The 17115-nt window shown below is 35.2% G+C and carries 16 protein-coding genes; 5 read left to right on the top strand and 11 right to left on the bottom strand.

Features of this window, described 5'->3' with window-relative positions; translation table 11 throughout:
- Positions 1–2: 2 nt before the first annotated feature.
- The 4 genes from ABDZ84_RS14150 (at position 3) to ABDZ84_RS14135 (ending at position 4653) form a co-directional block, all read left to right on the top strand.
- Positions 3–1460 (top strand): aldehyde dehydrogenase family protein, encoded by a 1458-nt coding sequence (locus ABDZ84_RS14150; protein ID WP_121605692.1) that lies wholly within the window; start codon positions 3–5, stop codon positions 1458–1460.
- Between the two features lie 298 nt (positions 1461–1758).
- Complete coding sequence (locus tag ABDZ84_RS14145) at positions 1759–2802, top strand: N-acetylneuraminate synthase family protein (protein WP_343781976.1); 1044 nt, start codon at positions 1759–1761, stop codon at positions 2800–2802.
- Positions 2802–3968, top strand: a complete 1167-nt coding sequence (neuC, locus tag ABDZ84_RS14140; protein WP_228088987.1) for a UDP-N-acetylglucosamine 2-epimerase — start codon at positions 2802–2804, stop codon at positions 3966–3968. The genes ABDZ84_RS14145 and neuC overlap by 1 nt, the downstream gene beginning before the upstream one ends.
- Positions 3961–4653: an acylneuraminate cytidylyltransferase family protein gene (locus ABDZ84_RS14135; protein WP_121605693.1), complete on the top strand. Its 693-nt coding sequence runs from the start codon at positions 3961–3963 to the stop codon at positions 4651–4653. The genes neuC and ABDZ84_RS14135 overlap by 8 nt, the downstream gene beginning before the upstream one ends.
- A gap of 108 nt (positions 4654–4761) precedes the next feature.
- Here ABDZ84_RS14135 and ABDZ84_RS14130 read toward each other — a convergent pair whose 3' ends face one another.
- From ABDZ84_RS14130 to hag, 5 genes are all read right to left on the bottom strand, one after another.
- Positions 4762–5925: a polysaccharide pyruvyl transferase family protein gene (locus ABDZ84_RS14130; RefSeq protein WP_343781972.1), complete on the bottom strand. Its 1164-nt coding sequence runs from the start codon at positions 5923–5925 to the stop codon at positions 4762–4764.
- 31 nt (positions 5926–5956) lie between these two features.
- On the bottom strand, positions 5957–7825 hold the full coding sequence (locus tag ABDZ84_RS14125) for a motility associated factor glycosyltransferase family protein (protein WP_343781970.1): 1869 nt from the start codon (positions 7823–7825) through the stop codon (positions 5957–5959).
- On the bottom strand, positions 7815–8423 hold the full coding sequence (locus tag ABDZ84_RS14120) for a DUF8042 domain-containing protein (RefSeq protein WP_026679945.1): 609 nt from the start codon (positions 8421–8423) through the stop codon (positions 7815–7817). The genes ABDZ84_RS14125 and ABDZ84_RS14120 overlap by 11 nt, the downstream gene beginning before the upstream one ends.
- Positions 8424–8576: 153 nt before the next feature.
- Entirely contained in the window at positions 8577–8774 is a 198-nt protein-coding gene (locus ABDZ84_RS14115; protein ID WP_121604505.1) for a hypothetical protein, read from the bottom strand.
- A gap of 346 nt (positions 8775–9120) precedes the next feature.
- Positions 9121–9984, bottom strand: coding sequence for a flagellin Hag (gene hag / locus ABDZ84_RS14110; protein WP_026679676.1), 864 nt, complete (start codon positions 9982–9984; stop codon positions 9121–9123).
- Between the two features lie 313 nt (positions 9985–10297).
- On the opposite strand from hag, the gene ABDZ84_RS14105 reads away from it, so the two are divergent.
- Complete coding sequence (locus ABDZ84_RS14105; RefSeq protein ID WP_026679677.1) at positions 10298–11626, top strand: short-chain fatty acid transporter; 1329 nt, start codon at positions 10298–10300, stop codon at positions 11624–11626.
- A gap of 131 nt (positions 11627–11757) precedes the next feature.
- Here ABDZ84_RS14105 and ABDZ84_RS14100 read toward each other — a convergent pair whose 3' ends face one another.
- The 6 genes from ABDZ84_RS14100 to putP all read right to left on the bottom strand — a co-directional run bounded on the left by ABDZ84_RS14100 (position 11758) and on the right by putP (position 16774).
- Positions 11758–12147, bottom strand: coding sequence for an alpha/beta fold hydrolase (locus ABDZ84_RS14100; protein WP_258469451.1), 390 nt, complete (start codon positions 12145–12147; stop codon positions 11758–11760).
- Positions 12104–12637: an alpha/beta fold hydrolase gene (locus ABDZ84_RS14095; protein ID WP_258469452.1), complete on the bottom strand. Its 534-nt coding sequence runs from the start codon at positions 12635–12637 to the stop codon at positions 12104–12106. The genes ABDZ84_RS14100 and ABDZ84_RS14095 overlap by 44 nt, the downstream gene beginning before the upstream one ends.
- 41 nt (positions 12638–12678) lie before the next feature.
- Positions 12679–13599 carry a DMT family transporter gene (locus tag ABDZ84_RS14090; RefSeq protein WP_051388223.1) on the bottom strand — a complete coding sequence of 307 codons (921 nt, stop codon included), beginning with the start codon at positions 13597–13599 and terminating at the stop codon, positions 12679–12681.
- Positions 13600–13666: 67 nt separating this feature from the next.
- On the bottom strand, positions 13667–13921 hold the full coding sequence (locus ABDZ84_RS14085) for a hypothetical protein (RefSeq protein ID WP_026679678.1): 255 nt from the start codon (positions 13919–13921) through the stop codon (positions 13667–13669).
- 380 nt (positions 13922–14301) lie between these two features.
- Positions 14302–15255, bottom strand: a complete 954-nt coding sequence (locus tag ABDZ84_RS14080) for an agmatinase family protein (protein ID WP_026679679.1) — start codon at positions 15253–15255, stop codon at positions 14302–14304.
- 19 nt (positions 15256–15274) lie between these two features.
- Positions 15275–16774 carry a sodium/proline symporter PutP gene (gene putP / locus ABDZ84_RS14075; RefSeq protein ID WP_026679680.1) on the bottom strand — a complete coding sequence of 500 codons (1500 nt, stop codon included), beginning with the start codon at positions 16772–16774 and terminating at the stop codon, positions 15275–15277.
- Between the last annotated feature and the right edge of the window lie 341 nt (positions 16775–17115).

Here is a 17115-nt window from a genome sequence, read left to right as displayed (position 1 = left end):
AAATGGATTTCAAAAAATTAAACAGTCAATACATTAACGGAACATGGCGTGAAGGTTCATCAACCACAATAATGGAGAATAAAAATCCATATAACGGAGAAATTATTGCTACTTACAAAGCTGCAACTACAGATGATTTGAATCAGGCTTATCAAGCTTCAGCCTCCGTACAAAAACAGTGGGCAAATACTAATCCAACTACGCAGCGAGAAGTGTTTGAAAAGGCTGTACATTTCATTGAAAGTAACCATGAATCGATTGTATCCATTATTATTGAAGAAATTGGTGGAACCCGACTAAAGGCTGAATTCGAAATCGGGCTCGTAACAAATATAATAAAAGAGGCTTCCACTTTTCCATTTCGTATGGATGGAAAAATATTAACTTCACCAATTGATCATAAGGAAAATAGAGTGTATCGTGTACCTGTTGGAGTAGTTGGTGTAATTAGTCCATTTAATTTTCCATTCTTTCTCTCCATGAAATCAGTAGCTACAGCATTAGCATCTGGTAATGGCGTCGTATTGAAACCACATGAGCATACAGCGATTACTGGTGGAACAATGATTGCCAAAATTTTTGAAGACGCTGGATTACCAAAGGGATTATTAAATGTCATTACTACGGAAATTGCTGAAATTGGCGATTATTTTGTGGAACATCCAATTCCACGAGCTATTTCTTTTACTGGATCTACAAAAGTTGGAAAACATATCGGTGCAGTGGCTGGAAAAAACTTAAAGGAAGCTCATTTAGAGTTAGGTGGTAACAGTGCTCTTGTTGTTCTTGACGACGCTGATATGGATTTAGCAGTAAGTGCTGCAGTTTTTAGTCGTTTCACCCATCAAGGACAAATTTGTATGTCTGCAAATCGCTTAATTGTTCATGAAGACGTGTATGACGAATTTGTAGAAAAATATCAAGCAAAAGTATCAACATTAACTTGCGGCGACCCAAGTGATCCAACTACAATTATTGGACCACTTATCAATGAGCAACAAGTGAAAAATACCGTGAATTTGATTGAAAAAGGAATTGAGGAAGGTGCAACGCCGATTGTCCACGGAGGAGTTAAAGGAAATGTTGTGGAACCAGTAGTATTTACAGATGTTACACCAGACATGACATTAGCAAATGAGGAGCTATTTGCTCCAGTCATATCGATAATGAAAGTTTCCAGTGATGAAGAGGTTATTGCTTATGCCAATAAAAGTGATTATGGATTAAGTGGAGCCATTCACACAAGAGATGTGGAACGAGGAGCAGAGCTCGCAAAGCAAATGGATACTGGTATGATCCATATTAATGATGGTACGATTAACGACGAACCAAATGTTGCCTTCGGTGGTGTGAAAAATTCTGGACTTGGCCGATTAAATGGAGAGTGGAGCTTAGATGCCTTCACAACATTTAAATGGATTAGTATACAACATAAAGCACGACAATATCCTTATAGTTAATGGATTGACTTCCGAAGGGGCTGCCTTAAAAGCAGCCCTTTTTTGAATACAAGAATTAATAAAATTGGTTTTACTTATTAGATCAAGAAACCGACCCTATAACCGTTTGCTAGTTAAAAACCTATTGTCTAAAAGTGATAAATCGATCAGTTGTAATGAATTTATATGGACTGGGATTATTTTATTTCTTAACTACATTTTAAATATGTAGTAATTTGTCGATATAAAAAGAAATACATGATTAAACATTCCCCCTAATATAAGGGAATGTAACAACGACCTATACGGAGGTATAACCATGACTCACCCTTACTTAAAAATAGGAAATCGTAAAATTGGTAAAGATTTCAAACCTATAGTTATTGCAGAAATTGGTATTAATCATGAAGGGAATATAGATATTGCAAAAAAAATGGTAGATGCTGCTTATAATGTGGGTGCCGAAATAATTAAACATCAAACGCACGTGGTTACTGATGAAATGAGTAAAGAAGCTAAAAACGTCATACCAGGAAATACAGACGTTTCCATTTATGAGGTGATGGAGCGATGTGCCTTAAATGAAGCAGATGAACGTGAGCTAAAGAGCTATGTTGAAAGTAAAGGAATGATCTTCCTCAGTACTCCATTTTCACGAGCCGCAGCTAATCGATTAGAAGCAATGGATGTTCAAGCTTACAAAATTGGATCAGGAGAATGTAATAATTATCCATTAATTGAGCACATTTGTTCCTTTGGCAAACCCATGATTGTTTCTACAGGAATGAATAATATTGACAGTATAAAGAAAACCGTATCTATTCTAGAAAGAAACAATATACCATACGCTCTATTGCATTGCACAAACTTATATCCAACTCCTCCTGAACTTGTAAGACTTGGAGGTATGGAGCAATTGGAAAAGGAATTCCCTAATGCTATTATCGGACTTTCCGATCATACTACTAATAATAATGCTTGTTTAGCAGCTAGCGCATTAGGTGCCTCTATTTTAGAAAGACACTTTACAGATCGTATGTCTAGAAAAGGACCTGATATTGTTTGTTCCATGGATCCAAATCAACTAGGCGAATTGATAGAAGGAACTTCACAAATATTTAAAATGCGGGGAGGAGACAAAAAATCTGCAGATGAAGAAAAAGTAACAATTGATTTTGCCTTTGCAACAGTTGTTACTACCAAAGAACTAAAATCTGGTAATACGCTCACAAAAGACAATATTTGGGTTAAAAGACCAGGTACAGGAGATATAAAAGCGGAACATTACAAAGATATCCTTGGGAAAACCGTTAATCGAGATATAGATATAGATGAGCACTTGTCATGGAGTGATATAAACTGATGGAAATGAGTAAAAAAAAGAAAATACTTTTCATTACAGGTACTCGAGCAGACTACGGGAAAATTAAATCTTTAATGAATGAAGTTGAAAAAAGTGATTCCTTTGAATTATACGTGTTTGTTACTGGTATGCATATGTTAGAGAAATATGGTTCAACATGGAAGGAAATAGAAAAAGACGGATTTAAGAATATGTACCTGTACATTAACCAGAACGATAGATCACACATGGATATTACACTAAGCAATACGATTTCCGGAATTAGTAACTACGTACAAGAAAATAAACCTGATCTAATTATCATACATGGTGATAGACTAGAAGCATTAGCTGGAGCTATAGTCGGAGCCTTTAATAATATTCGTGTTGCACACATTGAAGGTGGAGAAGTCTCAGGAACTATCGATGAATCAATTCGGCATGCGATAACCAAATTCTCTCATATTCACTTAGTAAGTAATGAAGAAGCGAGAAGAAGAATATTACAGTTAGGTGAAAAAGAAGAAACTATACATATTATTGGTTCACCTGATATTGACATAATGCTTTCTGATGATTTACCGTCATTGGCAATGGTTAAAGATAGATATGATATTAATTTTGGGGCATATGCTATCGTAATGTATCATCCAGTAACAACAGAATTAGATAAATTATCTTGCCACGTTAACAACCTGGTAGATTCACTGATTGAATCAAATCAGAATTTTATTGTAATTTATCCAAATAATGATGAAGGCAACCATATTATTATTAAAGAATATAATAGATTTAAAGAGATTGATAATATTAAAGTCTACCCTTCCATGCGATTTGAATATTTCTTAACATTACTTAAACATGCACAGTTTATAATTGGAAATTCAAGTGCTGGGATTAGAGAAGCTAGTATTTATGGCATACCATCGATAAATATAGGAAACAGACAGCAGGGAAGGTATGACCCTACTAAATTTCAAGATATCATCATTAGTATTGAGGAAGAAAAGCAACAAATTGGAAATGCCATATCTTCCATTAAACATCCAACTAGTAGAAATTTAAATTTTGGTGACGGTACTAGTCATAAGAAATTTATTAACCTACTAGAGGATGAAAGTATATGGAATATTCCCATACAAAAAAAATTTATAGATACCAATTTAGTGGGTGTAACAAATGTATAAAGGAAAACAAATTTTAGCTATAATACCAGCAAGAGGTGGTTCTAAAGGTATCCCACGGAAGAATATCATACCGATTCACAATAAACCATTAATACAATATACAATTGATGAAGCCCTGTTATCAAACTATTTAGATGAAATAATCGTATCTACTGATGATAAAGAAATAGCGCAAATTTCCATCAATCTTGGCGCTAACGTTCCATATCTAAGACCAGAAAAATTAGCGCAAGATCATTCAAGAACCATTGATACAGTTATGCATGTTGTGGAAAAACAAAAAGAACGTGGATATAATTACGACTATGTAGTCGTTTTACAACCAACACAACCACTACGAAAACATTGGCATATAGATGAGGCTATTGAAAGTGTTATTAATAATAACCATGAAAGTCTTGTTAGTGTTACGAAAGTTAAAGAGCACCCAATTTTAATGAGAACTATAAACAAGAACAATAAATTAGAAAATATCATAAACAAGACGAGTACATTAAGAAGACAGGACTTTCCTGAGGTGTATAAAGTAAATGGAGCAATTTATATAAATAATACTGCTACACTTCACAGCAATACTAGCTTAAATGATAACAAATATTCATATATCATGGAAGAAAAATTCGATTTGGATATAGACGATTTAAAAGATGTAGAACTTTTCTATGATTTATATCATGAAAGATAACTGAAATACTCCCAAGTAGATAGCTGATACTAATCTGTCTGCTTGGGAATTTAGAGCTACCATTATATTGCTGTAGCATGTTACAATTTGTTCTATGAATAAAATTAACTATAAAATTCCCTTTCTCTCTAGCCAATTCTTTAGATCACAATAAAAAGAATCATTTTGCTTTTTAAGTTGTTCATTTTTATAGGCATATTCGTTTGATAATGTAGTTAGTGTTTTCAACGTATTGTTAAGCTTGCTTAACAATACTTCTTCAAACCCTCTCTCGTTTACATTCACTAATCTATCTTCTAAAGATAACTCACGGTATAAATCATTTATCTTTTTATAACTACTTAGTGCTATAGTTGGTATATTATGGGCAATAGCACAGACATTACTATGAAACCTCATTCCTAATATACATTTACATTGTTGATATAATCCAAAAATATAACTTTCTGAGCCTCTCCCTGTTAAATATGGAGCAACTTTCACTCTTGTTCTTCTATGTTTATCATTCAAGTAATTAAGTAGATCAGAAATAGCGGTTAGATCGCTATATATATGTGGAATTAAAATTATTTGATACCATTTATTGTTTTCTAGAAATGTATCTAATACAGTTGAAAATCCATTGATGAATTCTTTATAGGTAATATTTTTATTAAATCGAATAGATTCCATATCACGTGCAATATTGATTCCAATTGACTGATAATTACATTGTAACTCAGGAAAGTCATACGTATCAGTAGTCATAAAAAAAGCTCCATCAGCTATCCGATATATTTTATCGTTATACTTCGTTCCGTATAACGATTGTAATGTTTGATAGGAGCCATCATTTCTAACAGACACTAAATAATTATCAGAGCTTGTTACGTTAGATAAAAATTCATCAAATTTATAAATAGCATTTTCACTTGCACCCTTAGCAATATCACATCCCAAGCCAAAAAACAATATTGGTGTACTAATTTTCAATAATGTTTCTTTGCTTATATTTATAGTCGTTCCTGTAAATGAATAATCCCATTTAAGTTCAAAAAAATTCCCTCCACCAATGATTACCAAATGATATTCATTACAAAGTTCAATAAACGCATTACTGTTAAAGTCTCGTAAGTTCCATGATTGATAGAATTCCCTCATCTCAATTTCTTTAAAATTCAGTTTCTTGGGAAATAGGATTTTTTCTAGTTTATTTCTCAATCCATTATGATTTGCATTATCTCCAATATTCCCATTAAAACTAGCAATATGTAATATGTTAATCGTATTCATCTCGTTACCTCTTCTAGTTACCATATTTCAATTAATTTATCTTTGATGAAATTAATTGCCTATCTATTTGTTCATTAATTAGTTGTTCCAACTCTACACCTGCACTCCTACAATTCTGAATAAACCTAGTAAACAGTTCAACAATATGATTTGCTTTTTTAATTGGATCAGCTTCCATAACGATATGATTCATTTCATTAATTAGAAAATCCACATGAACTCGTACATAAGGAACAACAAATTTTCTATAGTACATATTTTCGTTTAAATTAGAATAAAGATAATCAAATTCTCCAAAAGCTTTTTCCAAGTTAATTCTATTTTTTAAAGCAATATTTTTATTTAATTTTCGAATCAATTTGTTTATGTTTTCAATAATATTGTAAAATTGGTGCATGTAATTTTCTAAACTATTTAATTTATCCGACAATACACTTTGATCATAAGAATTTGCTGTTTCCCACCATTTTTCTTTGATTATTGAATGAGTTAAAACTTCTTCAATCACTTGTTCAATAGGACAAAAAGGAACTCCTTTAATCTCAGCTCCTCCTTTTGTTGTATTTATAAAGGTATTGCCTTTATAATGTGTTACAATTTGCTCAATACTTTCTCTCATATTATTAAACGTAATATTTGATATAATTTCATTACCATACACATCTTTAATCGGAACTCCCTTTTTTATAATCTCTTTATTAAATCCATTCTTCAAGTGTGTATAGCCAATTCCTTTAGCATATAGTTCATCATCCTTATATGCCAAATTCTGTCCTGCAAAAATTATTGGATCACAGCCTATTTCTGACAATAACTGTACCATTAATACCGCAATAGATGTTGCATCATTAATACAATCATTTGCATTAATTTGCGAACCTAAGAAATATTGAGATACATTATCTACTGTTGTTATAAAGTGTACCTTTGGTCCAGTAAATTTCTCCAACGTTTCAAATCCAACACTGGATCCATAAATTAACGGAATATCATGTAAACCACTATCATTTAACCGTTCAAAGACTTTATAATTATTATCGCTAGGCGCATACGTACAAACTGCATCCGGTATAACGTCATACTCAAGTAAACTATTTATGGCAGATCCAACGGAAAAAATATTTGCTAATTCATTTTTTTTAATGTACCTTATAAATTCCATATCTTCCACTAATGATGGACCAGCAGAGATAATCACTGCCGGTTTCCTCTTAAATTGCTCAAGCTTAATATCTTTCATCATATTAGGAGTAGTTAATACAGATTTAAAGTTATGTACACTATTTATTGTCCATCTTTTTTGGAATTTCTCATTTGTATGTAATCTCGAACGACGATTAGTAATTACTTTTTTAACATTAGATCGAAATTGTATCATTTTTTCCTTAAAGAGATTTTCGTAACTTGGTAGAGTGATAATATAAATGTTTTGATTACTAGAGACAAATTCCTTTAAATAACTCATTGCTTCCTTTTCATAGGTATCAATATAAAGTTGTAATGTTTTTTTTGTTATTAGCTGATTAAGTTTCCTTTGTTGTGTCAATTCAAAAAATACTTCGGGGCAAGGTTCATAGATCGAATACGTATTGCTAGGATACATTTCCTTAAACTTTTCAATATGATATCCTAGCCCAACACCATAGAAAAATACATGTGTATCTTCCATAATACTCTCGCTATGTGCAGTTATAATTCGCTCAGCTTCACGAATTGGATCATATAAACTATGAATCATCAACGGATTGCCTTCAGTCGTTTGGTATCGAATTGTTTTAGCTCCTGTTTTTGATTCAAGGATGGTTAGTCGATTCAATTCTATCTTGTTCTCATGCTCTAAAAAATAGTTTCGAATTTCAGGGAATCGCGCTCTTAGCAATACTATGTTGTCAATTAGCATTTTTGCATAACTCCCTATCTTCTAGTGACTTTTCTAAATTATTCTCTAGCGATTCATAGGCAGGAACGACTTCATAAGATAATATATCTGAAATTAGCACCGTATCCTTTGTTTCAATTCCCTCCATCAGTGCTTTGAAGCCTTGTTCACAAGTTGAAACACTCTCCTCAATATTTTCCCAATAAGCTGGTTTTATTTTGGATGCTTTTGTGAACATGTTAAACTGTAAGATCCATTGCATCCCTTCAGCTAACTGATCAATCCCTTCCCATGTCTGCTTCGTAAACGTATGGTAGCTAGCATCAATTAGCTCTTTTAGTGCTGGTATTGCACGTTTTAGATAATCATTAATAGAATCCATCGTTTCCCAAATCATCTCCTGCTTACTATGGGTTACAATTTCCACTTGAAGAATCTCTTGAAGATGTTTTGATATATATGCTTCATGCTCCTCATAAACCTCTTGATTATCTATAACTAAATGACTGAATACTGTGTTTTCTTGTTGGATAAGTTCATTTACTTTTTCATAAATGAAATGAATTGCAGAAGTGTCATTTTCTACCGTATAGGACGTTTGTTTATGTAGTAATTTCATATGAAATCCTCCTATCTAATTACACTTTTATTATCGGCAAATAACGAAGAAAATTAAATAATAGAGATAAGAAAAACTGAGCAAAATTCGCTCAGTCCTTATCACTAAATGCTCAGATTTACGCTTTCTCTAGTAGCTATTAGGGAATAATAGCTACTGCTTGACCGCCACTCCGGCTGCCCACTTCCCTTTCCGTGGGGTTTGTCCTTCAGCTAACTTTTTTAGCAAAACCCGCTCAAAAAAGTGGATCTTCAGGTCAAACATTTCCCACAGGAGTTGAAGTGGCCGGCCTTCGCTATTATCAGGCTCTACAACGCTAGCATGAAGTAACACAGCTGCTTTTATACTCACGGATAGCGATTTTCACTTTAACCATTGTAAAAAAAGTCAACCTATTACTTATGACAAGAATTGTTGCACCTTCTCATAGCGGAGACTAATTACGTAGACTCCTGCGGGAATAGCGCGAGCCGAAAATCCACTTTGCAACGTGTTCTTCTTTGCAAAGTTAGTTGAGGCCGTGCCCGCGGAAAGCGAAGTAATTAGTCGGAGCATTGCCAATATACATCAAACATTTCAAAATAACTACTTGGCTTAACGCAGTCATTGCACTGATTTTATACTTTCTTAACTTAAAATAAAAACCGACCTCATATCATGAAGTCGGTTTAACGTACAGCTCATCATTGAATGTAACTTATCTTAGAAGTTGTAGCACACCTTGTGGTTGTTGGTTAGCTTGAGCAAGCATGCTTTGCGCAGCTTGAGTAAGGATGTTATTCTTAGTGAATGACATCATTTCTTTAGCCATGTCAACATCACGAATACGTGATTCAGCTGCAGTTAAGTTCTCAGCAGAAGCCCCAAGATTGTTAATAGTATGCTCAAGACGATTTTGTACTGCACCTAATGCTGAACGTTGAGTTGAAACAGTGTTTACAGCTTTGTCTATGTTGTCTAGTAGTGTATCGTATCCAGAAGTAGTTAGAGCGTTACCACTACCATCTACTACAGAAACATCTGCAACACCTAAACCACTAGCGCTCATATCGCCGATTTCGATAGATAATTGCTGTCCTTGATTAGCACCAATTTGGAAAGTTAACTGACCACTACCTGTACGGCTACCGTCAAGCAATGTTTTTCCATTAAATTCTGTACGATCAGAGATACCTTTACTTCCAGACTGACCACCTAATTCTTGAATTAAAGAATCAATTTCATCCTGGATTGCTTGTAAATCTTCTGGCTCTTGAGTACCTGTACTTGACGCTTGCACTGTCAATTCACGCATACGTTGTAGAATGGAATGAGTTTCATTTAGTGCGCCTTCTGCAGTTTGAATTAAAGAAATCCCATCTTGTGAGTTCTTTTGAGCCATTTCTAGCCCACGAATTTGGCCACGCATTTTTTCAGAGATTGCGAGACCTGCAGCATCGTCTCCAGCTTTGTTTATTTTCAAGCCTGAAGAGAGCTTCTCCAATGAGCTTTGTACTGCGTTGTTGTTACCTGATAGTTGGCGGTGCGTGTTTAGCGCCGCAATGTTGTGATTAATAATCATTTTTTCCTTACCTCCATGTAAGTATATTTTTTGCGAGCCACATCCTTATGTCTCACATCTATAACAACTCATATAGAGTTATTACCAAGTATTAGTAGATTCACTGTGCTGTCGTCCTTAACGTTAAGGCTGTAACCATTAATCTCTATGATTACATTACTTATATCGGCATATTCTTTCAATGTTTAAACGTTTTTTTTATTTTTTCTATTTTTATAGCTGAAGCATATGATTATAATAGAGTGACTCGGAAGTTTATGGTTTCTTTTCAAGAGAAAGCTAAGTATTTCACAAAATTTAAGGAGGAAAAGGAATGAAGGCTTTCACTGCATTTTGTGAGCGAATGGTACAACGTTTTTTACCTGATGCGTTTTTATTTGCCATCCTACTTACATTCACTGTATTTCTTTTAGGAATTATCTTTACTAATAGTTCTCCAATGCAAATGATTGATTATTGGGGGACAGGGTTTTGGGATTTACTTGTATTTGCAATGCAAATGTCCTTAATTGTTGTAACTGGATACATATTAGCAAATACACCACTAGTCAAAGTTGTGTTAAAAAAGATTAGTAATCTAGCAAATACGCCTTCACAGGCCATACTATTAGTCACATTTATCGCTTCCTTAGCATGTTTAATCAATTATGGGTTCGGGCTTGTAGTTGGAGCTCTTTTTGCCATTCATGTAGCGAAACGTGTACCAACGGTTGATTATCGTGTATTAATGGCAAGTGCCTATAGTGGATTTCTTCTGTGGCATGGAGGCTTATCTGCTTCTATTCCATTATTAATTGCCACACCAGGCCACTTCTTAGAAGATACGATTGGTATAGTACCTGTTTCAGAAACGTTATTTAGTGGTTTTAATTTATTTATAGCTGGTTTTCTATTATTCACCTTACCTTTTGTCAACCGCTTTTTAATGCAAGCACGGCATCCACTAATTCATTCTGACGCAACCGAGTGGCAAACAAATAACATAGACGAAAATAGCGAGAAAGATTCCGTTGCAGATAAAAGTCCTGCCGACCGTTTAGAAAACAGCAAAACGATAGCTTTCCTGATTGGCATCATGGGGTTAGCATATGTTATTTATTTTTTTATAAATAACGGATTCGATTTAAATATCAATATTGTTAACTTTATTATGCTTTTCTTAGGAGTTATCTTACATCGCACCCCAAGACGATTTTTAAATAGTGCAACACACGCTGTTAAAAATGTCGGTGGTATTGTTGTGCAATTCCCTTTTTATGCTGGGATCATGGGAATGATGGTTGCTTCTGGTCTATCCGAGCAAATGTCTCTATGGTTTGTTGAGATGTCCAATGCGTTTACCTTTCCACTGTTTACATTTCTTAGTGCCGGCATTATTAATTTTTTCGTACCATCTGGTGGCGGGCAATGGGCCGTTCAAGGTCCGATTATGATTCCAGCAGCTTTGGACTTAGGTGTAGATACAGCAAAAACAGCGATGGCTGTTGCATGGGGGGATGCATGGACGAACATGATCCAACCATTCTGGGCATTACCTCTTTTAGCTATCGCTGGATTAAAAGTTAAAGATATAATGGGATTTTGTGTCATCCTATTATTATATAGTTTCATACCTATTTCTATTGGATTATTATTCTTTTAGTAGCAATAATTAATTACAAAAGTTAGGTATCTTCTTAAACTATTTTTTTCCACTTGTAAGGGTTCAGCCTCCTGTAAACTAAACACTTACTAGAGGCTGTAACCAATTTCGTTCAAATCTTAGAGATAACATTAATACTGCTCTTGTAAAAATGTATAAATCTCTGTTTGTATTTGTTCAAGATTACTTGTTGATGGAAAATGCCCCATATCAAAGGTATGGTAGCTAATAAGGTTTGGAATAATCTGTTGAGCATACTTCATTACTCGTCGATTTGGAAAAAAGATATCTCTTTCTCCTGTGATAACCATTGTAGGGGAGTGATAGTTTCTTAACTCCTTCCTTGTTGTTAATTTTGGCATATTCTTTTCCAATTTTACGTGCGAAAATATATTTCCTATCAATTGGCGATCCTGATCCGTCATTACTCCAGCAGATAATGCATTTGTAATTGTAGTTAAGCTAGCTTCACTACGATTACGATGATAAGAGACTAAAGGAAGTATTACATGGCGTAGCATATCTTTTTTTTGAACCAAGTTGAATACCAGAGGGATTAATAAGAACGGCACAAGCTATTCTTTCTGGCTGGAAAGTAGCCAACCTAAGAATAATACCTGCACCATAGGATGGACCAATGAATGCACTCTTTTCCAATTGAAACCAATCCATTATATCGGATATCCAGTTGGCAAAACTATGATCTTTTGCAGAAATACGTGTTTCGTCACTATAACCTGGATGGCCTATTGTATCTGGCGCATAAATACGATAATGATGAAAAAGCTCCTTAAACCAATATAATGTCATTGGATTAATTGCATTTCCGCCTTGTAGAATAATGAGTGGCTTTGCGTTTTTCGGCCCGGTTATTAGCAGATGCGTATTTCCAAAGCGTGTTTTGACATACGCACGCTCCAAACGCAGTGAAAAGGCTTCTAAATAATCTTCATAGGCTTCTTGAATCTTATTTTTCCCATCCACACTCTTATAAATAGTAGCTATTCCCATATAATACTCTCCCTTATCAAATTGCCAAAATGATATAATCATCACGTATCATGTACTCGTTTTTTCTGCGCAATGATAATTCCAATAATTATCATCCCTGACCCACCTAGAATCCCAAAAGTCATTTTTTCACCAAGCAGAAAACTACTAAATAACAGCCCAAACATGGGAACAAGTAATGTAGATATCGTCGCCGTAACCATATCTACTAAACTAAGAATTAAAAACCATAATGTAAAGCATAGTGCAGATGCAAATACACCTGTAAATAATATGTAGTATACACTTTTACTATTTACTAATAACGGTTCATGATGCTCCATGAAAAGGGTAACCATCATAATAGCCAGTGCTCCAAAGAACATTTGAAAGGCTGACACCTGTATTTGCGATAGGTTTTCAAGTTTTAATCGGTAATACGTATTTGCCACTGCCCATGAAACGGCAGCAAGAATAATTAAAATCTCACCTATTATCATTTCTGGCGATTGACCAATCCAAATATCCCATCCTAAAATCGTTAAAAGTCCTAGCATACCAATAAATAGCCCTATAGATTTAGCTAAGCTTAATTTTTCATTTAAGAATTTTACTGCTAATAAACTACTCCACATTGGCATAGAGTATAAGAGAACAGAGGACTTCCCTGCGTCTACAAATCGTAAAGCATACATGACTAGTAAGAAGACAATAGCTGTTTGCAGAATGCCAACGATAACAATATGTTTCCAATATTTTTTTGGAGGCAATCCGAGCTTCAAGATCCATGCTACTAACAGTAACGTAATAGCACCTACACCAAAGCGAAATGAGGAAAATGTGAATGGTCCCATGTATTGTAATGATTCTTTCATTAGTACCCATGCATAGCCCCAAAGTAATGTAATAAATAAAATAAGGCTGCCAATAAGGGTTCGATTATCCTTTAACTTCTCCATGAAAACGTTGGAAGACTTCTCCATTTCTCTCCCCCTTTTTCATATCATAGCAAAAAACACGTAAAAAAATAAGCCTGCTTATGCACGCTTTTTAATAAACAACCTTTCGTGCTATTAACTTCTTTGTACCGCTTTCCAATCTACCTTCTGTTACTACTGCTATCTTTCTATCTATACGTTTCATATTTTTTTCTAATCCATCAATATGCAACCCCATATGATCTATTCTTGACTCTAGATTGGTATAGAGTTGATCAATCTGACGACTGTTTGTCTTTACATCTTCTAATTCTTCCATGACATCAGTGATAGCATGCAACAGATCTTCCACCATCTGTTTGGTCAATCTGTTTCCTCCTTTGTCATACATTATTGTCATCGTAACAAGCAATCTTATAACTAACAAGTGTATATAGGAGGAATTCCCATCTTCAAAATAGGTATATATATCTGGAAAGTGTTTTTTAAACCTTGAATTAAGGAGCGACCCGAAAACGTTAGCTATTTATCGATTAATTGGGATTCGCTCCTTTATCAAGGAAACTTATCCTCTTGGGAACCTGATCATTGAATGATTTTTATCCCACATATAACTGGCAGTCCCCCACTTCAAGTAATAAAGTGAACCCAATATGGGTAAGTGGGGATAAACAAAACTCCGACTGATTGAAGTTTCACTCTATAGATCAATGATCTTATAGTCCAAATTCTGACTTGTATATTACACTATTGCTTCTGTTCATGAATAATATTACCGGCAAGTGCATAAAGAACTGCATAGGTTACAAAGTGAGAAGAATTATCATTTGTATCTTGCTGTGGGTAAACTTCAACATAATCCATTCCTCTAACACCCTGTTTGGCAAAAGCATAAATAAGCTCCAATAGCTCAAAGGAAGTAAGCCCATTCCCATCAACAGGACCACCAGGATTATAAGCAAAATCAAGTACATCGCTGCAAATGCTTAAGTAAACAGCTTCTGTTCCTTTACTTGCAATGGAATAGGCATGCTTAGCAAGTGCTGCTATATCTGTTGATTTGCGAATATCTCGGATAGTAATTGTGGACGCACCTACTTCTGCTGCATACTTTCCAGTCTCTGGTGCGTTTCGTGGGCCATGTATCCCCATATGCACGATGCTTTCATTTCGTACACTTTCACTTTCATATATACGATGGAAGGGTGTACTTCTTGCATAAAGGTCACCTTCATAATCCTTATAATTATCGTAATGGGCATCAAGGTGGATTATTCCTACTTTGCCATTAATATCTTCACTTAATGCCTTAACAATAGGGTAGGTTATCCCATGATCCCCACCAAAAGCTATCGGAAATTTACCTGTATTCCAAACTTTAATGGCGAATTTTTCAATTCGTTTCATTGTTTCTACCGTATCTGCTGGCACAACATCAACATCTCCTAAATCACCTACCCTGTAATGCTCTAAAACATCTACATTATCGAGTTCAGGTAGATAACCAGAATAACGAGCTGAGTTTAAACGAATGACTTTTGGGCCTAATTCACAACCTGTATAATCTCCCCATGTAACTGCACCTTCCCAAGGTACTCCGTAAATAAGAACATCATTCTCTTTTACTTTTTCGTCATGTAAATCTGCCTTTGAACCACCTAAAAAGCAAGGGGTATTACCATATATTTTTTCATGCACCATGTTGTACCACTCCTAGAGTTTATTTAACGCCAGTTACTTTATCGTATTCCTTGAGCATTTCATTGGAAGGTCCCTTACCAACTAAGCTACATCCGATAATGGCAATACTAGACAAAATAAAGCCGGGTACCATTTCGTACAGTTCAGATCCAGTTAACGGCCAAAGAAAAACTGTTATCCCGCCAACTAGAATGCCAGCTATTGCACCATTTCGGGAAGTTTTTCTCCAAAATAAAGAAAACAATATTGCTGGGCCAAATGTGGCACCAAAACCTGCCCATGCATACCCAACTAAATTAAGTACAGAACTAGTTTCATTCCACGCGATTAATACCGCAATCAATGCAATAACTAATACGGAAATACGACCAACCCAGACGAGCTCATTCTCACTAGCATTTTTACGGAGGTACCTTCTGTAAAAATCCTCTGATAATGCACTAGAAGAAACCAATAGTTGTGAGTCAACTGTACTCATAATAGCGGCCAAAACCGCTGCCAGTAGGATCCCAGCTACCCATGGATTATAAACAACTTGAACAAGCTGAATAAAGACTTGCTCCGAATCAGCAAGTGGCTGGTCAAATGTAATGATCCCTAACATTCCAACAATGAGTGCTCCATATAGTGGAATGACCAGACCCATGGTTACACTAATTAACCTGGCTTTTCTCACTTCTTTGTGGGAACGAATAGCCATAAAACGAGCAAGTATATGTGGCTGACCAAAGTAACCAAGCCCCCACGCAAGTGCTGAGATAATTCCAACAGCCCCAATTGCACCTGCAGATTCCCAAAGAATGCCTTCCGCTTGACTATAATCTGTAGCGGCAAAAGCATCGATTAAACTTGGAGTTATATGACCAAGCTGATTAAACAGTTCCCCAAATCCACCTATCTTAATCAAACCATATATTGATGTAAATAGTAGTGCAGCTGACATTAGAGCACCTTGAATAAAATCGGTATAGCTTACTGCCAAAAAACCTCCCAGAAACGTATATGCAACAATAATAATGGCACCTACAGTTAGTGCTAGGTGATAATCCATTTCAAAGGTTCCTTGGAATAGTTTTGCACCTGCAACTAAGCCTGAGGCTGTATAAAATAGAAAAAAAGCTAGAATAAAGACAGCGGAAATAACACGTAACAAATGGGAGTTATCACGGAAACGATTTTCAAAATACTGGGGTAATGTAATGGAGTCATTTGTATATTCGGTATAAATGCGAAGTCGTTTTGCAACATATTGCCAATTTATCATTGCACCAATTGCCAAACCAACAGCAATCCATAAACTCCAAGTGCCAAGTCCAGCAGCATATGCAGCACCAGGTAATCCAATTAACAACCATCCACTAAAATCACTAGCGGAAGCCGAGAAGGCTGTAACCCAGCTATTTAATTTTCTTCCACCAAGTACATAATCAGATAATGTATTTGTCATACGATAGGTTACAATTCCGATAAGGATCATCACTATCAAATAAACAATAAATGTTAAGATTGTGGGATTCATTAGTCTTCATCCCCCCTTTCTGTAAAAAAAGTGACGACAGCCCAAACTACCAACAATGGCATTGGAACAGCAAACCAAAAGAAAGTCCATCCACTAATCGCATACTCCATGTTTCTCCTCCTTTTCTTGGCGTTTGAATATAATTACGATTTCATCTTAACATAAATAACTGAAAATTTCATCTAATCTAAAAATGATGAGGTTTAGCTTCTCAACGATAAGAAAAACTGAGCAAAATTCGCTCCGTCCTTATCACTACATGCTCAGATTCACGCTTCCTCTAGTAGCTATTATGGAATAATAGCTACTGCTTGACCACCACTCCGGCTGCCCACTTCCCT

It is taken from the genome of Virgibacillus salarius (assembly GCF_039521925.1).
Lineage (GTDB): Bacteria > Bacillota > Bacilli > Bacillales > Amphibacillaceae > Virgibacillus > Virgibacillus salarius.
The sequence above is the reverse complement of the archived record's forward strand: the minus strand, read 5'-3'. Positions and strand labels throughout refer to the sequence as shown.